Here is a 20,335-nt window from a genome sequence, read left to right as displayed (position 1 = left end):
TGACACGCTGACCGCGCGTGACAACGTGCCGCCTTATATCTGGGTGGCGAACTTAGTCTCAGTCTCGTGAGCAAGGTAGCCAACAAGTGGATTGATCTCTTCCAGGCCGGGGATTACTCGGTCGACGGCAAAGGTACGTTCACAGAGAGCGACCTCGATCAGATCGTGAATAACTACGATCCCGCACACCACGAAGCGCCGAGCACCATCGGTCACATCAAGCCCAACGATAAGGCCCCAGCTTACGGCTGGTGGTCGAAGCTTCGTCGCGTTGGAACTCTGCTGCAGGGGCAAATGAGCACCGTGCAGCCGGAGTTTGAAGAGGCGCTCGAACGCAAGCTCTTCAAGAAGCGTTCGGTCGGTCTGCGCAAGGGCGACAACGGATGGATGTTGCATCACGTTGCATGGCTCGGCGCGCAGGCTCCTCACATCAAGGGTTTGGCTGACCTTGTCTTTGAAAGTGCAAACGAACAAACAGTCGAGATTGAGTTCTCGGAGGAGACGAAGATGGCATACAGCGAAGAAGAGCTGAAGCAAGTTGGCGATTCCTTGTGGGATCGCATCAAGGGCAAGCTTGGCGTCGATGTGAAGGCTGCAGACCAGCCTGTAACGAAGGCGTTCAGCGAAGACGACATGAAGGCCGCGATCACCGCTGCCGTCACGCCGTTCAACGAAAAGATTGCTGGCCTCGAAGCGAAGTTCTCTGAGCGCGAGACGAAGATCGCGACGGTCGAAACGCAGCAGCGTGCAGACGCAGCAATCGCACGCGTGAAGAGCAAGGGCGCGTGGGTTCCGGCGATGGAAAAGGCCGGCCTCTCGCTGGTGTTCTCGGAGCTCGCAAAGTCGGAAGACACCGTGACCTTCGGTGAAGGCGAGCAGAAGGTCGAAGGCACTGCGCTCGAGCTCTTCACGCAGTTCATGGAAGGCCTCGGCAAGATCGTGCCGACCGGTCGCGCTGTGCAGGGTGAACCCGCTGCCGCAGCGACGCGTGAGTATCCGGCGAACGCTGATCCGAACTCGGTGGCTTTCGCTGAGGCGGTCAACGCACGCGCTCAGGAAAAGAACATCTCCTACGAAGTCGCGATGGGGCAGATTGCCGCTGAGCGTCCTGAGCTCACCAAGCCTGGCAACGCCAGCACGGGCGCGGTCTAGCTGTAGCAATCGTGGCGGCTTCGCTCGGAGCCGCCACACAACATCTCTTGCCGCTATCAAGCGGAGAAGGAAGAAGACATGGCATTCAAGACAGCGGGTGGCGTCGTTAGCGGCGGTCTCCGCACCTACGTTGGGCCTGCAGGGCTCTTGCCTGGCACGGCAGTAAAGCAGGGCGCGGCGGATGACGCCATCGTTGCCGTGACCGGAGCTGGTCAACGCTGCCTCGGCGTGATCGAAATCGTGGGCCCCTTCGGTGGTACGTCCTACGGTGTCCGTCGTGCTGGCGAAACGCTTGGCATCTCTGGTGCTGCACTCGGTGCGGACGTCGAGGTCATCGTGGATGCGAACGGCAACCTTGTTCCGTCGACCGCAGAGGGCGACAACGTTCTTGGTCGTACGGTGACCAGCTGCGCGGCCACGAACTCCGAAGTCATCGTGGACGTGAATCCGCACACGCGCTAAACCTTCAACCGGCTGCCTTCGGGCAGCCACCACAATCTCATTTCAGGAGCTTTTCCATGTACGGTGCAAACACAGGCGGAGGCGTCGTCAATGTAGCGATGACGGGCTATGCCAAAGGCTACACCTCTCCGCAGCTCGGCCTCGTCGTCGACATCCTGGCACCGCGCGTGCAGGTGACCAAGAAGTCTGACAATTACCTCATCTTCAGCCGCTCGAATCAGATGGTTCGCGACACGCGCCGTGCGCCTGGCGCAGCCGCCGTGCAGATCGCGATGGACTACTCCCTCGACAAGTACAACTGCGAAGCGCACGCAGCTGAGGCCAAGATGCCGCGCGAAAAGCAGGGCGAGGCTGGCCAGTTCGGTTTCTCGCTGATGCAGAAGGGCACGCGTGACGTGATGGATACCATCAACCGTCGCCGCGAATGGGAGATGATTCAGGTGCTCAAGACGGGCATCACGAATACCTCCACGCCTGGGTCTGCGGACTTGTGGGATGCTTCGACCTCCGACCCGATCCAGCAGATCGCAAACATCAAGTACGAGATCAAGAAGTCGGGAGTCGATGCCAACACGCTCATCCTCAGCCCTGACATGCTCAAGGCCGCTCTTGAGAATGACGCGGTGATTGAGCGCTTCAAGTACAAGGACGGCGGTCGCGTCACGATTCAGCAGCTCGCCACGCTGTTCGACGTCACCACAATCCTCGAAGCTCGTTCGACCGCAGTGGATGGAGCGAACAACGCTGACTTCCTCTGGAAGGGCCTCGCTGCCTGCGCGTATGTACAAACGGTCACCAACCAGGATGACCTCAGCGCCATGAAGACCTTCGTCGATTCGACCGAGGGTATCGATGGCTACGAGATCCTCACCTGGCCGGATGCGCACGCCTCGAAGAAGACTGACTGGGTCTCCGGCGAGATGGCGTATGACACGAAGGTCACTGCGCAGGAAACGATCGGCGTTATCTAGGGCGGTACGTCGCAGAGCTAGTTCTGCGTCCTTGTGCACTAAGGGGCCCGGTGTAGCGCCGGGCCTCTTCATTCCAATCCTTTCGCTACTCGGAGAAGAACGATGTCACATACGCATGTTGCACTTCGCAACGTCACCCTCAAAGGCAAGACCGTCCCCAAGGGAAGCTTGCTCAAGCTCAACACCGAAGATGCGGCGCATCTGGAGAAGCATGGTGCAGCACAGCCCGTGGACGAGGTCGGCGTTGTGGTCACCACGCCCAGCACTCTCAGCGTTTCTGACCTCATCGCATTGGCATGGAACGAACACGGCGTCGTCCTGGATGTCGTCAATGAGCGGACGCCGAGCATCGCGCCGGTTGTTCCTGGCGTGCTGAAGGACGTTTCGCTGATGACTCGCGATGAACTCTTCGCTGAGGCCAAGGTGTACGACGCGGCCACTCACCATCAGACCGGCGAAGAGAAGCTGCGCGTTCGCGTGATTGCTGGCCGTGAGGCCGCACAGAAGGCGGCAAACTAACCGATGGCTTACGCGACCCTTGCCGATCTGACACCAGGCGTCATCGCTGGCCGCACGCTTGTGCAGCTTACCGATGACCTGCAGACCGGCAAGGTCAACGAGGACATCGTGCAGGAGAAGCTCGACGAGGCTTCGGGCATCGTCGAGCTTCACTGCCGCAATCGCTACAAGCTCCCGCTGCAGCCTACGCAGGAGCTGAAGGGCATGACCTTGGCGATTGCAGCCAAGCTGCTCTACGGGCGTCGCAGTGGCACCGTGCCGCAAGGCGTACGCGATGACTATGACGACGCGCTGAAGTTCCTGCGCGACATCGCTGCAAGCAAGATCGGACTTGACCAACCTATTTCGCAGACGGAGCAGACCACCGCTGGCCGCCTCGCTGTAAGCAAAAAGCCGCGCGTGTTTAGCGGACGGAACCTCGACGGACTCGTATGAAGCTGACCTCGACATTCGGAACGGACAAAGTACGCCAGTCGCTCGTCGACGTGCGCGGCGCTGTGGCCGACAAGACGTCGCTGCTGAAGATCTTCGGTGAGTTGATGCGCGCATCGATCGCTCGCACGTTCCGTGACGAAGGTTCGCCTGCGGGTTCGTGGCCCCAGCTCGCAGCATCCACGCTCCGCAGCCACCGCTACAAGGGCTTTCATAAGCTTCTCGTGCTGTCTGGCCGACTCTTTGGATCGATTAGTTACACCGTAGACGGCAACTCCCTGACGGTCGGCACCGCTCTTGCGTACGCCTCCGTGCATCAGTATGGCTCTGCAGACCGTCGAGGTGGTTCGATCGGAGCTCAGTCACGCATCTCTGGACGAAGCGTGACTGTAGGTGCTTACACGCGTCTCCGGGCAATCTACTACGGCACACGCGAGGTGACGCTAGGGAGTGGGCGTGTCGTGCGCGTTCCCGTAGCCATGAACGCTGGCAAGAGTGGTCGGAAGAAAGTCGCGTACGAAGGCCCGCGCCAGTTGATGGACGTTAGAGCTCACGAGCGTTTTGCAAATATCCCCGCGCGGCCTTTCGTCGTCTTTCGTCCCGAAGATCCTGCACGCCTGCTCGAGGCTACACAGGCATACCTCGCACACCGTGGCGGCGCGCAGATCGTCGGAGGTGCTGCATGAGCGTTCAAGCGCAACTGCACGCCTCGCGCTGCTGGGAGTCGTTGGTCACCCTTCTTCATGACTCGCTCGAAAACTGCGACGTGTGCGAGATCACTGACAAAGACTTTGACCAGCAGGGCGAGCTGGTGTTCCAGGATCGCGCAGTTCGTGTTCTGTACTTAGGTACGGGATTCAAGCCGATTGAGAATCAGCGCACTTCCTATGAGGCGGTACACCGCTTCATGTTGATCGCCTTTGAGGATGATCGACGCAGCCAACGCGATCAGTCGCTCGCCTCGCTGATCTTATCGCAGGATGCGATGGAGCAAGTTGCCGGTGCTCGACTCTTGCTCGCTGGCAGCCACGAGCAGACGGAGCCGATCACGCTACTTTCCTGTGATCTCTTCCCGGTGGCTGACCGTGGTGTCGGCTACGCCGTTGGTATCGAAGTCCCTGGCCCCGCTGTTTTCCCCGGCGTTCACGCCGAACCCACCCTACAGGAGTAAATCAATGGCAACTCGCACCGACTTCATCGAAGTACAACTCACGCCCGCTGCAGTGGCCTTCGCAGCGAGTTCTCCAGTCCGCGCATCGAACGGGCGCGCGTCGTACGCTTTCACCGGCACGTCGACGGTGGAAGTGCTGACAAGCGAGTGGTCGAACTGGCTCTCGAAGCTTGTGACGCCCAAGGGTGATGCGATGCTTCAGACCGCTCCGACCTCCGCAACCGCCACTACACCCAGCACCTCCGCACCTGCGGACACTGCCACGAAGGAGACGACCAAGTAATGTCCGTCCAGATGCAAAAACAAACAGCACGCAACCTTGTTGTCAGTGCGAACTCGCAAGCCGCGTACGGCGGTGTTCTTGCGGATGCAGCGCTGCTGCGCCGTATGAGTGTTGATCCCAGCACGGCGGTGACGCTCACGGACTCGCGTTACAACGACCAGGGCGCTGCAGGCCACGGTACGGACTTCGCGACCGGTGACATTCGTACCGGTTGGGACTCTGCGGCCACCGTGAAGGGCATGAATGGCGTCGACGACTGGGCGCTGGGATGGATGCTTGCATTCATCTTCGGCGCGGAAACCGTCACCGGCGCTGGCCCTTACACCCACGCTTTCCAGATGGCGAACCTTACGGCCACGATGCCTTGCACGACGCTGTACGCGGAAGAGACTGCAGACATCAAGCGTAAGTATCCCGACATGGCTGCGAAGACGCTGCAGATCGACATACCCGAGCGTGGCGTGATTCAAGGCACGCTGGACATGGTGGGCACTGGGCGCGTTGTGCCGGGAGCATTCTCCACGGCTCTGCCTGCGGTGCCTTCACCGAACTACCTGCTTGGCTCTGACGTTGTGGTCGCCATCGCGTATAACGGCGGCCAGCCGGTATCTTACGCAGGCCGTCAGCGCGGCGTCTCGATCAAGATCGATCGACAGAGTTCCGCGTTCAAGGCTTCTGGCGATGGCCTCTATGCAGGCAGTGTGCAGTCGGGCACGCCTAAGTTCTCCATCGACCTGACGCTGATGGCTGATGTCACCGACGACATCAACGCAGCCTTCGAGAACTTCACGCCGTTGAGTGTCACGATTGGCACGCGTTCCACGCTGGCTCGCCGCCTCGCGATCAACCTTCCTTCGGCACGTGCGAAGGCGAACAAGATCTCGAACGTCGAGGACAAGGTCGCATGGGCGCTTTCCTTTGACGAAGGCACGTGCCTTCAGGTCGGCAATGCACCGGCGATCTCGGCGTCCATCATCAACGATTGCGCAGCGTACCTCGTACCCGCGTAAACAAGATGGGCCGAGGAGTGGGGTGGCTCCTCGGCCCTGGCCGTACTACACCCGTCTTTCCTCGCTGTAACGGTCGCACCCTACACCGACCGTAGCCAAGGCACCGCTTCGCCAATGGCTCTGAAGTACAAGGCTCCTCCAGCCTTTCTGTATCGCAATCTCAAAATCTCAAAGGGACACCCATGTCTACTACGCCCGATCTGCTCGAGCTCGACGCCGAGCGCGCCTACACCATCACCGCGAAGAACCGCGATTACACGCTGACCTGCCGTCGCATCACCCACGAGGATTGGCTTGTGTACTTCGCCGCCATTTCTGTCACCAGCCGTCAGGAAGGCGCGGATCGCATTGACTCCAGCGACCTCGACTCTGCACGCATCGCCCTCGTGGAACGCGTGTTGGTGCGCGCGGAGGGATACAAGGTTGCAGGCGACCGTGATCTGATGCAGCTTGAAAACTGGCGTCAGTTGATCCCGCAGACGCATCGTGTGACCCTTGGCGCACTGCTGACGGGCGTGCTGCCCGTGGTGAACGAAGATGAGCTGATCTACCCCGAAGGGCAGGAGATCGTTCTCGAAGCTCTGTGGGGTGGAGACGGGGACGGCTTCACGCGCAAGTACACGCGCCTCGTTCACGTGCTTCGCAAGCCCACCAACGCGCAATTTCAGCGTTTTCGCCGTGCAGCCAACACCACTCGCATCATCGGTGGCGGTCGTAGTGGTGTCACGCAGTACTGTGGCGTGCAGCCGCTCGTCGTCGAGCTGTACGACGAGCTGGTGATCAGCGTGGACGGCTATGCCTTTGACGGCCAGCCTCTCACTCACCCGGAAGCGATCAAGGCCGAGATGGACGACATGCACAAGTACATGGCCGCGATTCAGCTCTTCCGCGTCGAGGACGCTGCGGCTGCGAAGTTTGCACCGCAGACGGAGGCAGCGGCCTAACCCATGCAGGTGCAGCCCATCCAGGTAGAGCGGGACATCGAAGGCGTTCGCCTCGCGTGCCTCGCCCTGTTCGAGGAGTCGTTCCAACGGCAAGCGATCGCGCAGGCCATGCGCACTGCCGATCGCGAGACGCGCGAACGGGCGATCGAGAGCATAGACGGACGGCAGATGTCGCCGGGCTACTACGGATGGGCTGCGCACCTGCTCGATATTTCCACCAGCATGGAGCTGGGCATCACCTTCACGTCGCACGATCTGACGCGTGCGGAAGTACTCGGCCTGCAGGCTGTGCGCTCCGCTCGCGCCGAGTTCGATCACGAGCACCCCTTCTGCCCAGCGTGCGGCGTGCGTCAGGACAGCCGTCTCGCACCATCCTGCAAAGCCTGTAGCTATTCACGGAGTAAGCGCTAATGCCGAACGTCGTCTCTATCCAAATCCAACTCGACGATAACGGCACGCCGCAAATGGTGCAGAAGGTCGAGGACAGCTTCACGTCGCTCGGCAAGAACGGCGCCGCTGCGATGGGCAATGTCAGCTCTGCGGTCGCGGGCTTTAGCGGTGCACTCGATCAGAACACCTCGAAGACCGTCGCCGCGACGGAGAGCTACGACAAGATCACCACGGCAGCTGCAGCGGCTGCGGCAGCGATCGAACGCGTCGCCACGGCGCAAAAGTCGCAGCAGCAGACGAAGGCACCGGCAACGCCTGAGATGTCGTCCATGATGGACAACATCAACCGCGCCCAGAAGGAGAACTTCAACAGCCAACAGATGTGGCAAGGCCCGATGACGAAGCTGGCGCACAGCTTCGAGATCTTCGGTACGGCGCAGGCCGACATGGAAAACCTCGGCAATGCGTTTGCGAACATGCCGAACAAAATCAACCCAGCTTCGGATGCTGCGGAGCGCTTCGGCAATACGACCTCGACGCACACAGCTTCTGCGCTCGACAAGGTGCGGTTGCTCTCGCAGGTCTTCGGCCTCCAGCTGCCGCGCGCGCTGGAGTCGATGCTCTCGCGCATGCCTGCTGTCACGGCTGCGATTGCTGGCCTCACCACCGGTATCGTGGCGATCTCTGCATTTGAGATTGGTAGCCATATCGCGAAAGGTCTAGATGAAGCTTACGAGCGCTTCTTCAACGTCAACCAGCAGGTGGACAAATACCTGCAGAGTGCGGGCAAATCTGCGAATACGCGGCTCTTTGATGAAGCTTCCCTTGAAACGAGTGTGGGGTTACTTCGAGAGGCTAATCAGCAGATTGCCGATCTAGAACGCAAGCGCTCTGTTGCAGGAGCCGATAAGCTCGGTGGCGGGTTCCTACAGTATGTGCGCGAGCTCGCAATCCAAGCCGGGGATGCAGAAGCTGCGCGTAGCGGCGTGCAGATCAACCACGGACAGCCGCACACTCCGAACATCTTCAACGAAAAGGATGACGCTGATCTAGCCGATGCTTACGCGCGTCGGGATACAGCGAACATGCGTCGTAACGACATCACTCGGCAAGATGACGCTGATAGATTGAAAACTCGCGACTCGGCGCAGGCATCATCGCTGCTCGGCTACTCGCAAGCAACTCGTGAGCGTGATAACGCGATCGCCGAGGCTAAGCTCGCCCGACAGCAGGCGCTTGCACACGAGCAGGATCTGACCAAAGCGGAGCAGGCTGTGCGAGACGCTCAGGCAAAGCGTGGTGTGGCAGCTCAGGATCTGCAGCAGGTGCATCCGGTCGACCAGAACGCCGGTCTTGCGGATTACAACCGCGCTGTCGACGCAGCGAATGAGAGCTACGCTGCGAAGTCTACCAACCTTGCGCGCAAGGAGCATGACGAGGTCGTCGGCCTTCGCAATCAGGCCGTCGAAGCTGGACTCGAAGGCGAAGCAAAGTATCAGTCTGCGATGGAACACTCTATCGATGCCATCGTGCGAAAGTGGCGCGAAGGCGAACTCTCGCAGCAAGGTATGGCTGCGGAGACTGCGGCTGTTCGTGAGCGCTTCGCGGCGGAGCAGGAGCAGCGCATCGAAGCTCAGCAGCTGGCCGCACAGAAGATGGTGCGCGATGCGCAGCTCACGGGCCTCACCGGCGCTGCTCGCATCCAGGGCGAACACGCCGCCAAGATTGAAGACATCAATACCGATCGCACGCTCGATCCGGCTGCTGCTGCAGAGCAGCGCCGTGCGGCGCAGCTCGTTGCCGATCAGGGCATGGAGCAGCTCGATCGCGACTACACCGAGCGCACCAAGGCTCTAGCAGCTGAGCGTGCTGACGCCGCTACCGGCGCGCTGGGGCGTATCGAGGCGTCTGTGGCGCGCGCGCACGCAGAGCTTGATAAGTCCTTCAACACGACCTTCGGCGGCACCACGGCCCCGCAGGACGCTCAGGATTCATATCATCAGGCATCGCAAGCTGTCGACGCCGACGGCGATCGCCAGCGCCGCGAACTCAGCGCACGCAACCAGGCGGAGGATCTGCAGATCGCGCGCGAAGCAGCGCAGGCTGAATCACGCGTGCGACAGAGCGGCCTCGCTGGTTGGGCTTCGGCGTATCGCAGCACGCTTACGGAGATTCAGGCGCAAGAGGATCAGCGCCTCGCAAAGCTCGATCAGGATGCCAGCAAGGAGAGCCTGACGTGGCAAGAGGTCGCGCAACGTCGCCAGGACATCGAACGCACCGCTGACGCGCAGATTGCCGAGCAGCAGATGCAACTCCGCGATCAGCTTGCAGGTTCGTTGCAGCAGGCCTTCACGAATCCGGTCGAGTTCATCAAGAGCAAGATGCAGCAGATGTTCTTCGAGATCATCGCTGACTGGATCATGCGCACCAAGACATTCCAGTCGTTCCTTGGCTCGTCTCTCAGCTCTGTGCATCTCGGCGGCAACAGCACTGCGCTTTCAGGTGGAAGTAGCATTGCGCAGGTGCTTGGGATCGGCGGCACCACCGGCACAGCGACTGACGGCTCCGTTCCGCTTACCGGTGGTAGTGGTGGTACGGGCTACTCCAGCACCGCAGCCGGAACCGGTGCGGGCATCAGCAGTGGCAATGTCTCATCGTCGATCTCGGGCGTTGCGTCGGGCATTCAGTCGATCGCGCAGTATTCCCGTCAATCAGCTGCTGCGAGCTCGGCCTCCTCCGGCGACGACGACGCTGCATGGAGCACACGTGGGCAGGCCGAGGATGATGCGAACGCAGCCTCAACGTCATCCTCATCCTGGCTTGGCACCGCAGCTACAGATGCAACGCTGGCCTATGGCGCTTACAGCGGTGCGAAGGGCGTCTATGACTCCTTCTCGCAGACCGGAGCCAATGGGCTGCTCTCTGGCGCTTCCAGCGGCGCGGCAATGGGTGGCGCGATCGGCATGTTTGCCGGTCCCGAAGGCGCTGCGATCGGCGCTGCGGCGGGTGCCGTGGCAGGTGCGACCGTCAACGCTGTCGGCCAGGCGCTTGGAATCGCGGGTCGCGATAAAGCGCGCGACTACTTCAACCAGACACTGAAGCCTGAGATCGAGGGCGTCAAGAACGACTTTGGTCAGGGCGGCGGCGACTACATGAGCGCCGTCTCGCAGATCAACGCCGATGGCGCGACCGGTTACGAGTACATGTCGACGCACTTCAGCCAGTCTGCCGCTGATTGGGTGAAGAGCAACTATCTCGACAAAGAAGTCGCGTACGCAGTGAGCGAAGTTGAGCGCCTTGCATCCAGCGGTAGCAGCTACATGACGCGTTCTGCAGCGCAGTTCCATACAGGCGGCGTCATCAGCGGATTCCACGACTTCGCTACTTCGCCCAACGAAGGCTTCATTCACGCGATGCTGGGTGAAGGTGTCGTGAGCGTGAATGCGATGCAGACTCATGCCCCATACGTCGCGGCGATGAATGCCGGTGCTTCGCCGGTCGATATGGCTTCACGATACCTGCAGGCCGCTGGTGGCAACGTGGGTGCCTCCGGTGGAGTCACGAACGTCAACCACGAGCACAACTACTCGCTCCTCGACCTGAAGGGTTTCAAGAGCTTCCTCGAAGATGGCGGCACTGAAGCGATCAATGCGTCGCAGAACCGCCGCACGGGATTCTACGCAGGAGACGCCATTGGCTAGTATCGATATCTTCAATCCGAGCACGGGTTTTGATGAGACGCTCGGCTTCAACACGAACTGGAACTATGGATCGCCGCGTAAGCCCGGCGACAATTTCGCATCGTCGCGTCCTCAATATGGTTCGTGGGGAGAGCGCGCCGTCAACGATGACGGTTACAGCTTCGAGCTGACCTTCGTCGATCGCCCGATCGAACAAGTCCGCTACATCAAGCGCTTCTTTCGCCAGTTCAAACGCGGCTTCTTCACCCTGATCGACCACGACAATAACGGTCGCCAGCATGTTGGCCGCTTCACTAAGTACGAAGACGACACCCACACCGCGAACCTCAAGTACACAGTCAAGGTCACGTTTGAAGAGATTCCAGGATGCGCGATGCAGAGCTATCCGACCGACATCTTCAACGAGAGCATCATCGTGCCAGTGATCAATGACCTTGGCGAGTATGAGGCTTACACGTCGGGCGGCGTCTGGGACTGCCCACAGACACCTGCTGCTGTCGCCGCAGGCACGAGTATTCTCGACACCTCTTCGCGCGAGCTCCGCTGCCTCAATGCTCCGGCAGCAGCCTTTGCACAGACAGAGTATGTCGGCTGGGGCTTCTTCATGGAACTCCGGCTGAGTGCGGATCTCGGCGTCTGCGACCTGTATGTGGATGGAGTGCTCTCTCTTCAGGGGATCGATCTTTCGACTGGGGATGTAGCCAACTATGCGGGCGGACTCTACCCGCTGTCCCTCTTCGTGAGCTCCGGTTCGAGCGGGCCGTCGAGCCTTACCGTTATCTCTTACTGGATACCGCTAGGTCGGCACCGTCTGAAGCTTGTGGCTCAGGGAGCGAACGGTAGCAGCTCGACTGCGTCGACGGTCATCTTCCCGATGGTGAAGGTGATTCAATGATCCACTCTCCTATCAGTCTCCTCAGTCTTCAGACCATTAGCGGTACGCGTCTCTACTATGCGACCGCACCGATCCTCGCGCCCGCATTGCTGTCGCGTTTTGATGTGGGAGGCATTCAGAATGCACAATTTTCGAACGGACTCATTCAGCCTCCATCCTTCAAGTTCACCGACACGTTGACAACCTCTTCGGCCACGGCGGTGATCGAGAATCTAAGCGGCAACACGGTCGAGCGGTTGGGCTCTCGCTACTTCGCGACGGAGGAACTCTGGGGTTCGCAGTTCATCTACCAGCTGTGGTCGCCTGCAGCTGAGTCGAGCTTGATCTTGGTGCTGGGGGCGGTCGCAGACGTGGAAGACGGCGGCGACGCGTTACGGCTGTCCTTGAAGGACATCGGTAACTGGAGTGAGATCAAAGCTCCCGATTGTCAGATTTCAGAGAACTGTGCGGTCACCTTCGGTTCGGACGCGTGCGGTTCAACGTCCACGACGCCCTGCAACAACGATTGGGGCAGCTGCTCTCAGCGTAATCGCTTCAAGGGTGTCGTGACTCAGTGGGATAACAGCGCGATCGCACTCCCCGCAGCCGCTTACGCACAGCCCGCACCGCTGACGTCAATCAACCTTCGGAGACCTGCATGAGCGTTCTCAACCCTGCCTACACTTCGCAAGGCGAGCGAGCGTTGCCTGTGCTCTTCGGCTACGGCGCTGGCGGCGGCGATCAGGCGTTTGCGATCACCGACCCGAACAACAACAAGTACGGCTTCTTCATCGGTTTCGACGGCGAATGCGACGGCATCGAGCAGTTCGGCAAAGAGGCCGCAGAGGTGCTGATCACACTTCCTCCGGTCTTCGCAGGCAGCTGGCCCCCAACTGCGGACATGCCGCGCCTCTATCCCTATTACACGCACTTCCACACAGGCGCGTGGACGCCCATAGGGCTTGGTAGTGCTCTCGTCAGCACTGGGCCTGATCAAGGCTTCGATGCATACCTCAGCGTCATTCCCGCCATCACGCCGCCTCAGAGCTTTTCTGGGATGTCCTGGTGGGCGATCGAGCTGACGCCTCACAACACGGGTTCTATCCCGACCCGGTCGTCGACCGATCCGCAGCTCGCGCCGTATGGCGTCTTTCGCGGTGCTCGCTGCCGGTACTTCGACGTGAATGGCAACGTCACCGGCTATGGCTTCACGACGAATCCCACATGGCACATCATCGAGTGCCTGCTGCGCTACAAGATCAAGCGTCAGAAGCCCCAGATTCAGGGCCTGTCTGCTGCGGAGAAGGCCCTCTTTGATTGGCCGTCGATCGTGGCGCACGCGGCGCGTAATGACGCGGTGGGTGCCAACGGCCTACCGATGTATATCGGCAACTACGTCTTCGCATCGAACAGCACCCTCAACGCGATGCTGGAGCTGATGCTGCGCACCTGCCGGTCATATCTGAGCACTACAGACGGCAAGATCGCGCTGTATGGTCGTGACGCCAACGTCAGCCAATTCTCGCTCGGCTCGGGACATATTCAGCGAGGCTCGCTGCAGGTGCAAAAAGCTGATCTCAGCCGATCGGCAAACATCTTCATCCCGCAGTACCGCGACCTCGACATCCCCGCAGTCGTCGCAGTGAACTCGATGTACACCGACAACGGTCAACGCACCGAGGGGACGCGCGTGCAGAACAACGGCGAATGGCTTGCGTTCTTCGACGCTGGTGGCATCTGCCCCTTCACAGGAGGCTCGACGTTCTATTACGGCGACTCTTCGAACGCTGCCGCTCATGGTGACTATGGCGCTTATTCCGACCCCGATCCCACGGTGAGCAATCCGGCGATCTGGGGCATCGGGCCGACGAAGAGCCTGAATGTCACCGGTGGTTACATCGGTACGCAGAACTCACGCTTCAAGCCGCGCTCTCCCAACACGGTGCAACACCGCAGACATCAGCGCGCTTCGGGGATGGTCGCACCTGGGATCACGCCTCTGCCGAATACCGTGGACGTTCAATATGACCTCGGCAACATGACGTACGACCAGGCAAACCGTCTCATGCAGTTTCAGCGCAACTACGAGCTGGGCCGCGATGTAGAGGGCTGGAAAGCGCCTCTCACAGGCAGCGTCACCGTTCGTGAAGATGCCGTTGACGCTCAAGGGCGCGCTTTCATCGCGATGCGTCCTGGGGAAGCCAAGGGCCGCTTCACGATCGAAGAAGAGTTGAGCTTCACCTACGCCGGTGAATACGTCATCACTTCTTTCAGCCACAAACCGGCAACACGGACTAGCCTCGGGTCGATTGACATCGAGTTTCGCTCCTATGACGAGGCGTCCTATAACGTCGTCGCCGACCCCGCCACAGACTCACTGCGAACGATTCAGAGTGCACGGCTGAAGTACCTGGGCACTAGCCAGAAGCTGACGAACGTCGCTTGGACGCTGAAAGCCACCTTCGGTTCTATCTCCGGTGGTGTATTTACGCCGAAGACCACAGGCACCACAAGCGCGCCGATATCGAGCGCATCTTCCGGGGAGGCGGGATCGGACGACAGCACGGGCTCGACGGGGGACGCCCAGGCGGACTCGAACTTGCCAGAGCAGCCAGTCGAAGACCCCGATCCGATCACCCCTGTTGATCCGGGCGATGGCTCAGGCGGTAGCGGGAGCGGTGGAGGCTCAGGCAGCGGTGGCAGTGGTGGCAGTGGTGGCAGTGGTGGCGGCACGACCACCACTGGTTCGTATTACGCCATTCCCGATCTCGTGATGCAGATCCTTGGCAGGCCGACGACGACCGCGTACAGTAACGCTGCTTGGAGCACACTGCCAAGCGGTACGGTAACGCTGCTCGTCGTCGATCCAGGCGACGGAACCTTGCCCACCTTCGGCTATTACGCCGGTACTGGAACGGGCTGGCCGACCAACACATACCCGATCCTCGTGGTCACAATTTAGGCGGTATGGCGAGCTATTTGAGAGTCACTCTCGTTTACTACGGCAGCCACTCTCAAATATCGCGCCCGGCCACAGGAGGGCGGCTTGCTGCGGCTCGTGAACGGCCAATGGCAAAACGCTGAAGAGACGAAGGGGCTGGGCATCCAGAACGCCTATCGCCTCTACGAAGACAGCCGACACACGCTTTGGATGGCCACAGACAATCTCGTCTATCGCCTTCCGTCAGGCGCGCATACATTTCTGCCGACGCGTATGCATCCGGGGCCGAACGGCCAGTTCATGGAGACACCCGATGGCATCGTGTGGATGGCGGACCAGTACGGCCTGCACGACGTCAACGATGAGCTTGCAGCAAAGCCTCACGTTCCGCTCATCGACGTGCCCCTCGACCTCATCGTCGACGACAGTGGCGCACTCTGGTTTCTCGGGGAACATACGGGCATCACGCGCATCCCTCATCTCAAAGAGGTGGCGGCTCTTCCTGCTGCGCAACAGAAGAAAGTCACAGAGAATTTTTCGGCGATCAACGGCCTGACGTCGGAGGTCACGTCCAAGGCGTTGAAGGACCGTGAAGGAAATCTATGGGTGGCAACGGTCAACGGACTCGATCGCTTTCGCCGGACGGCCCTGCAGCCCGCGCCGCTGCCGGACAAGTTTTATAACTTCGCTCTTGCCCCCGAACCGGACGGCTCGATCCTGGTGGGTACGTTGCCCTTCGGCGTGCAGCGATTGGCGAACGGCCAGATCACGAAGGTACCCACAGGCAAACGCTTCGAGATCAGTTGCCTTTATCGTGCGCCCGACGGAAAGGTCTGGGTCGGCGGAACGGGCTCTCTGGGGTACCTCGAACGCGGCGTCTACAAGGACATCCCGTTGCCTGTTGAGGTCACGAAGCCTGAACTGGGCACGGTGCAGAGCATCACTGAGGCGGCGAACGGCGACCTCTGGGTGCAGCCGATGACCGGCCGCGGCATCTACATACTGCACGACGGCAAGTGGAGTGTGATCCCGAACACGACAGACAAGCGCCCCGCCGTGGTGATGCGAACGGATGGCGCAGGACGCGTATGGGCCGGCTACATCACGGGCTTCCTCACCATCTTCGATGGAGTCAAGCGCACGACCTTCGGCAGCGAGCAGGGCTTCATGCTCGGCAGTGTTCTTGCTCTGCAGCCCTCCAAAGATGGCATGTGGATCGGCGGCCGTCACGGCCTCGAGTTGATGGCCGGTGATCATCCTGTGCCGCTCAAGTTTGCAGGTGACACGAAGATCGAAGGCATCTCGGGCATCATGCGAGTCGACGATGGCAGCCTGTGGCTCAACAGCCTCGCCGGAATCCTGCGTGTGCCCTCAGCGGAAGTGGAGCAGACGCTCAAAGATCCCTCGCATCCGATGAGCTACAGGCTCTTCGATTATCACGACGGCGTATGGGCAAAGCCGCCACAGATCCGTCCGATGCCTTCGACCCTGCGCGGAGTTGGAACTACGCTGTGGTTCACGACAACAGATGGTGTGCTCTCGATCGACACCGCGCATATCGACAGCAACCGCCTGGTTCCTTCGCTGGCGATCCGTCGTATCCTGGTCGATGACAAAGAGCTTGATCCGGAAAGTTCGATCACGCTCGCGAAGGGCGCGAAGGACCTGCAGATCGACTACACCGCGCTCAGCCTCTCCATCCCCGAGCGCGTGTACTTTCGCTACAAGCTCGAGGGCTACGACAAGGACTGGCAGGAAGCCGGGCCGCGTCGCCAGGCGTTCTATACGCACCTCCCACCCGGGCACTATGTCTTCCGCGTCATCGCCTGCAACAACGATGGATTATGGAATGAAACGGGTACGTCTTTGGCGATTTATCTCCCGCCCACGTTCCTTCAAAGCTGGACCTTCAAGACGCTGCTGATTGTCTTCTTTCTCGCTGCAGCGTGGGTGATCTACTTGCTGCGCATGGCACGCGAAACCGCAAGCATGCGCGCTCGCATGGTGGAACGGTTTTCGGAAAGAGAACGCATCGCGCGCGATCTGCACGACACGCTCTTCCAAAGTGTCGAAGGCGCAACGTTAGTGATCAGCTCACTCTCCTCAAGGCTGCCGATGGAGGCTCCTGAACGCGATAGGATGGACGGCGCGCTGCAGGAAATCAGCCGAGTGATGGGATCAACCCGTAGCTTGATCTTCGAGCAAAGCAAGATGGTTGAATGCCCGGATTTAGAAGGAATGCTCGTCGCGTATCGCGGCCAACTCGAGCTGCTATCGAATGATCACTTCCGCCTCGTCGTCGAGGGAACATCGCGAGAGATTCGACCGGCTGTGTGTGATGAAGCGTTCAAGATCATTCGCGAAAGCCTCACCAATGCGTTTCGTCATACGAAGGCGACAGACGTTCAGGTAAGCGTGAGCTACACAGCCAAGGCGCTCGTGATCGCCATCAGCGACAACGGCGCAGGAATCGATGCGGCGATCGTGGAGGCAGGCGGAAAGAGCGGCCACTGGGGGATCCCCGGAATGCGTCAACGTGCAAGTGAACTCGGCGGTGAACTCAAGATACGGAGACGCGACGAGGGTGGCACCGAAGTTCGTCTCGAAGTACGCGCGTCACGTGCGTTCCGCTCACGCACTGGACAGATGTTGGAGCGGTGGTTTGATTGGAAGAACCGCACACCGGGCCAGACAGCGTAAGAGCCATGTGATTCATGACTTGAGCGCGGCGAGAAGCTTCCGCTGCTTGTGGATCCGGTCCTGCAATGCTCTCATCTCCGAGAGCAAGGTCTCACGTTGCGTTGCGATGTTGTATCCACTTCGCTCAACGTAGCCGATGAGATCTGCTTCGCGTATCGCGAGCTGCGCGAGTTCACGCTCATCGCTTTGGATCTGCTGCTGAAGCTCGAAGAACTCGTCTGACATGGCGGTCTTCTCCTTATGCGCTATCGATGGCACCAGCATCCGACATTCGGTCGTTTTCGCTTTGGCGAATTCTGCGCTTTTTAGGAAATGCCATCGGAATGTAGCGCGCCGCAGTGAGAACGCGGCCGGAGTGCAGTGTTTCCTCCTTAAAATCAAACCTCGATTGCATATGCGATTCCAGGGAGAAGTGATGACTACAGCGACCGCCGAACTCAAGATCAGACAGCAGGCACCGATTCTCGCCGCTACCGATATTTCAACCGAGCAGGTGGCCGCGATCACCGCTTCACTGAATACTTTGCTGGCAGACGTGTTTGCGCTCTACCTCAAGGTCAAGAATTTTCACTGGCACATGTCGGGTCCGCACTTCCGCGACTACCACTTGCTGCTGGATGATCATGCGGACCAGATCCTCGCGATGACCGATGAAATTGCAGAGCGTGTGCGCAAGATCGGAGGCACAACCATTCGTTCGATCGGGCAGATCGCAAAGCTGCAGCGCGTGCTCGACAACGACGCCGACTACGTCACGCCAACCGATATGTTGGGCGAACTGCACGAAGATGAAAAGGCATTGACGCTAAGTATGCGCGCGGTTCACGTTGTCTGCGATGAGGCTGAGGACATCGCCACGGCCAGCCTGCTGGAGAATTGGATCGACCAATCGCAGCGTCGCTCCTGGTTCTTGTTTGAGAGCACGCGAGCCTAGTCGCCGCATTGATCGGCCTCACGCATGGCGAGGCCGAAATCGCTTCCGTTGAGAACACACTATGCTTCGTTTACGCATCGCCCTCGCGTCCTTCGTGCTTGCAGTGCTTGCTGTATCGGCGCGCGCCACTACGGTCTCGATTGATTCCAAAGCGGCGTCGGCTACACTGACGGCTTTGCAAAATCCAAAGCTCACGCGGCAGGAAAGCCTCGCCATCGCGGAGATGCGGGGCAATCAAGGTGTTCTGCGCAAAGCCCACGAATTCAAAGTGGGCGTAACTACGCAGAGCTTTGCGGATGCGCTCTTTGACGCTGCCCATGGCATCGCACCGCACAACAAGGAGGAAGCCTACTTCCTCTTCGACATGATCAAGCCGAAGGCACCGGCGCTCCTGAAGTTGGTCGACGAAATTCAACAGAGCCCCGAGCGCTTTCAGCAGCCGATTCAATCGCGCGTTGCAGAGTTCTCTCCGGTCGACCTTCAGCTTCCGCTCGAGGGTTACATCGTTGCTGCGGGTGACGGTGGCGGCTACGCGTTCGGCAGCACCGATTTCTATCTCAACATCGGCATCATGGATGAACTGATCGTTGCCAGGACCACGATAGCGCATGAGCTCTACCACGCAGTGCAGGGAGCCTTTGCGAAGGAGAGTGGCAGAGTCGGGGACCTTCCTGATCTGACGGGCATGAGTTCAGAGCGTCAATCTTGCCTGAAGACAAAGCAGCTTTTTACCAATCTCTACGAAGAGGGCTCGGCCCTCTATGTGGAAGACATCACACTGTTGCAGCAGGCGCAGTCGAGCATCGGTAAGCGGCAAGAGGCTGATCTCACGGACGGGATCAAGCATGTGAGCACGAGTGTTTCTCTGCTGGAGATGTCCGTCATCGCTCTCAACGCAGCCCATCCTATGGCCTACGACGACGTCTACGATGTAGGTTTCTACGGGCATGGCGTTCTCTATAACTTCGGCTACGTCATCGCGCTGGGAATCGCTGAGAAGGACGGGCCGCAAGGCCTGGCGAAGTACTTGAAGCTTCCTCCGGAGAAGTTCGTGCTTCGCTATACGCAGCTCAAGCAGTATGGGAGAGACAAGCAGCATCCAGCCCTTGGTGCAGAAACATTGCGAGCTGCACAGTCGCTGCCAAGGTTTTGTCCGAAGTAGCCCTGTACAGGGCTTAGAGATCGATGAAGCCGCGCTGCAGCCCGATGGTCACGGCGTGCGTGCGATCGCTGGCGCCGAGCTTCTCAAGAATGCTCTGCACATGGTTCTTGATCGTGTGTTCGGAGATTCCGAGGTCTGCGCCGATAATCTTGTTCGAGCAGCCCTTCGCGACCGCTTGCAATACGGTGAGTTCGCGCGCGGTGAGATGCTCGCTGCCTGCATGAGTGGCTATCTGTGCAGCGACCTCCGGGAGAATGCGTCGCTGTCCCGCTGCCACGGAGCGGACGGTATCGAACAGCTCCGTCTGCAACAAGTTTTTCAGAATGTATCCAGAAGCGCCTGATTGAAACGCGCGCTGCACATGGACGTCGCCTGCGAAGGTAGTCAGGACGACGACCTTCGCTTTGGGAAACTCCTGTCGCAGTTCTTTCAATGCTTCGAGGCCATTCATGCGCGGCATACGAAGATCCAACAAGACGAGATCAGGCTGATGTATCCGATACTTCTCCAGGAAGTCGATTCCATCCGCAGCCTCGGCGACGACGCGCATGTCCTTCTGCGAGTTGATCTCGCTGGTGAGGCCGGACCGCATGATCGGATGGTCGTCTACGACCATCACGGTGATGGGTTGTGGAGGAAGCATGGAGGAGTTGTCCTTTCGCCACGCGAGCGAGCGCTCTAGGTGATCT

20 protein-coding genes are annotated in these 20,335 nt (G+C 59.7%); 18 read left to right on the top strand and 2 right to left on the bottom strand.

The window, feature by feature from the left end; genetic code table 11:
- Nucleotides 1–66: 66 nt before the first annotated feature.
- The 16 genes from OHL11_RS12440 (at nt 67) to OHL11_RS12365 (ending at nt 17,550) form a co-directional block, all read left to right on the top strand.
- Nucleotides 67–1,152 (top strand): hypothetical protein, encoded by a 1,086-nt coding sequence (locus OHL11_RS12440; protein ID WP_263371824.1) that lies wholly within the window; start codon nt 67–69, stop codon nt 1,150–1,152.
- A 78-nt stretch (nt 1,153–1,230) separates the two neighbouring features.
- Nucleotides 1,231–1,614 carry a hypothetical protein gene (locus OHL11_RS12435; protein WP_263371823.1) on the top strand — a complete coding sequence of 128 codons (384 nt, stop codon included), beginning with the start codon at nt 1,231–1,233 and terminating at the stop codon, nt 1,612–1,614.
- Between the two features lie 56 nt (nt 1,615–1,670).
- The gene (locus tag OHL11_RS12430; protein WP_263371822.1) at nt 1,671–2,585 is read left to right on the top strand and encodes a major capsid protein; all 915 of its coding nucleotides are present in this window, start codon (nt 1,671–1,673) and stop codon (nt 2,583–2,585) included.
- Between the two features lie 102 nt (nt 2,586–2,687).
- The gene (locus OHL11_RS12425; protein WP_263371821.1) at nt 2,688–3,104 is read left to right on the top strand and encodes a hypothetical protein; all 417 of its coding nucleotides are present in this window, start codon (nt 2,688–2,690) and stop codon (nt 3,102–3,104) included.
- Between the two features lie 3 nt (nt 3,105–3,107).
- The gene (locus tag OHL11_RS12420) at nt 3,108–3,539 is read left to right on the top strand and encodes a gp436 family protein (protein WP_263371820.1); all 432 of its coding nucleotides are present in this window, start codon (nt 3,108–3,110) and stop codon (nt 3,537–3,539) included.
- Nucleotides 3,536–4,222 carry a phage virion morphogenesis protein gene (locus tag OHL11_RS12415; RefSeq protein WP_263371819.1) on the top strand — a complete coding sequence of 229 codons (687 nt, stop codon included), beginning with the start codon at nt 3,536–3,538 and terminating at the stop codon, nt 4,220–4,222. Before OHL11_RS12420 ends, OHL11_RS12415 begins: the two co-directional genes overlap by 4 nt.
- Nucleotides 4,219–4,707 carry a hypothetical protein gene (locus OHL11_RS12410; protein WP_263371818.1) on the top strand — a complete coding sequence of 163 codons (489 nt, stop codon included), beginning with the start codon at nt 4,219–4,221 and terminating at the stop codon, nt 4,705–4,707. The genes OHL11_RS12415 and OHL11_RS12410 overlap by 4 nt, the downstream gene beginning before the upstream one ends.
- 4 nt (nt 4,708–4,711) lie before the next feature.
- Nucleotides 4,712–4,990: a hypothetical protein gene (locus tag OHL11_RS12405; protein WP_263371817.1), complete on the top strand. Its 279-nt coding sequence runs from the start codon at nt 4,712–4,714 to the stop codon at nt 4,988–4,990.
- On the top strand, nt 4,990–6,000 hold the full coding sequence (locus OHL11_RS12400; RefSeq protein WP_263371816.1) for a phage tail tube protein: 1,011 nt from the start codon (nt 4,990–4,992) through the stop codon (nt 5,998–6,000). The genes OHL11_RS12405 and OHL11_RS12400 overlap by 1 nt, the downstream gene beginning before the upstream one ends.
- Before the next feature lie 182 nt (nt 6,001–6,182).
- The gene (locus OHL11_RS12395; protein WP_263371815.1) at nt 6,183–6,944 is read left to right on the top strand and encodes a hypothetical protein; all 762 of its coding nucleotides are present in this window, start codon (nt 6,183–6,185) and stop codon (nt 6,942–6,944) included.
- Nucleotides 6,945–6,947: 3 nt separating this feature from the next.
- Entirely contained in the window at nt 6,948–7,355 is a 408-nt protein-coding gene (locus tag OHL11_RS12390) for a hypothetical protein (RefSeq protein ID WP_263371814.1), read from the top strand.
- On the top strand, nt 7,355–11,035 hold the full coding sequence (locus tag OHL11_RS12385; RefSeq protein ID WP_263371813.1) for a coiled-coil domain-containing protein: 3,681 nt from the start codon (nt 7,355–7,357) through the stop codon (nt 11,033–11,035). Before OHL11_RS12390 ends, OHL11_RS12385 begins: the two co-directional genes overlap by 1 nt.
- Entirely contained in the window at nt 11,028–11,930 is a 903-nt protein-coding gene (locus OHL11_RS12380; protein WP_263371812.1) for a hypothetical protein, read from the top strand. The genes OHL11_RS12385 and OHL11_RS12380 overlap by 8 nt, the downstream gene beginning before the upstream one ends.
- Complete coding sequence (locus OHL11_RS12375) at nt 11,927–12,571, top strand: hypothetical protein (RefSeq protein ID WP_263371811.1); 645 nt, start codon at nt 11,927–11,929, stop codon at nt 12,569–12,571. The genes OHL11_RS12380 and OHL11_RS12375 overlap by 4 nt, the downstream gene beginning before the upstream one ends.
- On the top strand, nt 12,568–14,871 hold the full coding sequence (locus OHL11_RS12370) for a hypothetical protein (protein ID WP_263371810.1): 2,304 nt from the start codon (nt 12,568–12,570) through the stop codon (nt 14,869–14,871). The genes OHL11_RS12375 and OHL11_RS12370 overlap by 4 nt, the downstream gene beginning before the upstream one ends.
- A gap of 84 nt (nt 14,872–14,955) precedes the next feature.
- Nucleotides 14,956–17,550, top strand: a complete 2,595-nt coding sequence (locus tag OHL11_RS12365) for a sensor histidine kinase (protein WP_263371809.1) — start codon at nt 14,956–14,958, stop codon at nt 17,548–17,550.
- A gap of 12 nt (nt 17,551–17,562) precedes the next feature.
- Here the strand turns inward: OHL11_RS12365 and OHL11_RS12360 are convergent, their stop codons facing one another.
- Nucleotides 17,563–17,775, bottom strand: a complete 213-nt coding sequence (locus tag OHL11_RS12360) for a hypothetical protein (RefSeq protein WP_263371808.1) — start codon at nt 17,773–17,775, stop codon at nt 17,563–17,565.
- On the opposite strand from OHL11_RS12360, the gene OHL11_RS12355 reads away from it, so the two are divergent.
- Both OHL11_RS12355 and OHL11_RS12350 read left to right on the top strand, forming a co-directional pair.
- Nucleotides 17,774–18,484, top strand: coding sequence for a Dps family protein (locus tag OHL11_RS12355; protein ID WP_263371807.1), 711 nt, complete (start codon nt 17,774–17,776; stop codon nt 18,482–18,484). The genes OHL11_RS12360 and OHL11_RS12355 overlap by 2 nt on opposite strands.
- A 61-nt stretch (nt 18,485–18,545) precedes the next feature.
- Nucleotides 18,546–19,646 (top strand): DUF5700 domain-containing putative Zn-dependent protease, encoded by a 1,101-nt coding sequence (locus tag OHL11_RS12350; RefSeq protein WP_263371806.1) that lies wholly within the window; start codon nt 18,546–18,548, stop codon nt 19,644–19,646.
- 13 nt (nt 19,647–19,659) lie between these two features.
- Here the strand turns inward: OHL11_RS12350 and OHL11_RS12345 are convergent, their stop codons facing one another.
- Nucleotides 19,660–20,289, bottom strand: a complete 630-nt coding sequence (locus tag OHL11_RS12345; protein ID WP_263371805.1) for a response regulator — start codon at nt 20,287–20,289, stop codon at nt 19,660–19,662.
- Nucleotides 20,290–20,335: the final 46 nt, after the last annotated feature.

Source organism: Granulicella cerasi, from assembly GCF_025685575.1.
GTDB classification, from domain to species: Bacteria; Acidobacteriota; Terriglobia; order Terriglobales; family Acidobacteriaceae; genus Granulicella; species Granulicella cerasi.
Note: the sequence above shows the minus strand (reverse complement) of the source record. Positions and strands in the feature narration are given on the sequence as shown.

What these genes read in the sequence shown, in the direction of transcription:
- OHL11_RS12395 (WP_263371815.1), top strand. Translation starts at nt 6,183, where the DNA reads ATGTCTACTACGCCCGATCTGCTCGAGCTCGACGCCGAGCGCGCCTAC.
- OHL11_RS12435 (WP_263371823.1), top strand. Translation starts at nt 1,231, where the DNA reads ATGGCATTCAAGACAGCGGGTGGCGTCGTTAGCGGCGGTCTCCGCACC.
- OHL11_RS12390 (WP_263371814.1), top strand. Translation starts at nt 6,948, where the DNA reads ATGCAGGTGCAGCCCATCCAGGTAGAGCGGGACATCGAAGGCGTTCGC.
- OHL11_RS12375 (WP_263371811.1), top strand. Translation starts at nt 11,927, where the DNA reads ATGATCCACTCTCCTATCAGTCTCCTCAGTCTTCAGACCATTAGCGGT.
- OHL11_RS12360 (WP_263371808.1), bottom strand. Translation starts at nt 17,775, where the DNA reads ATGTCAGACGAGTTCTTCGAGCTTCAGCAGCAGATCCAAAGCGATGAG.
- OHL11_RS12345 (WP_263371805.1), bottom strand. Translation starts at nt 20,289, where the DNA reads ATGCTTCCTCCACAACCCATCACCGTGATGGTCGTAGACGACCATCCG.
- OHL11_RS12350 (WP_263371806.1), top strand. Translation starts at nt 18,546, where the DNA reads ATGCTTCGTTTACGCATCGCCCTCGCGTCCTTCGTGCTTGCAGTGCTT.
- OHL11_RS12405 (WP_263371817.1), top strand. Translation starts at nt 4,712, where the DNA reads ATGGCAACTCGCACCGACTTCATCGAAGTACAACTCACGCCCGCTGCA.
- OHL11_RS12400 (WP_263371816.1), top strand. Translation starts at nt 4,990, where the DNA reads ATGTCCGTCCAGATGCAAAAACAAACAGCACGCAACCTTGTTGTCAGT.
- OHL11_RS12420 (WP_263371820.1), top strand. Translation starts at nt 3,108, where the DNA reads ATGGCTTACGCGACCCTTGCCGATCTGACACCAGGCGTCATCGCTGGC.
- OHL11_RS12410 (WP_263371818.1), top strand. Translation starts at nt 4,219, where the DNA reads ATGAGCGTTCAAGCGCAACTGCACGCCTCGCGCTGCTGGGAGTCGTTG.
- OHL11_RS12425 (WP_263371821.1), top strand. Translation starts at nt 2,688, where the DNA reads ATGTCACATACGCATGTTGCACTTCGCAACGTCACCCTCAAAGGCAAG.
- OHL11_RS12415 (WP_263371819.1), top strand. Translation starts at nt 3,536, where the DNA reads ATGAAGCTGACCTCGACATTCGGAACGGACAAAGTACGCCAGTCGCTC.
- OHL11_RS12370 (WP_263371810.1), top strand. Translation starts at nt 12,568, where the DNA reads ATGAGCGTTCTCAACCCTGCCTACACTTCGCAAGGCGAGCGAGCGTTG.
- OHL11_RS12385 (WP_263371813.1), top strand. Translation starts at nt 7,355, where the DNA reads ATGCCGAACGTCGTCTCTATCCAAATCCAACTCGACGATAACGGCACG.
- OHL11_RS12355 (WP_263371807.1), top strand. Translation starts at nt 17,774, where the DNA reads ATGGCGGTCTTCTCCTTATGCGCTATCGATGGCACCAGCATCCGACAT.
- OHL11_RS12430 (WP_263371822.1), top strand. Translation starts at nt 1,671, where the DNA reads ATGTACGGTGCAAACACAGGCGGAGGCGTCGTCAATGTAGCGATGACG.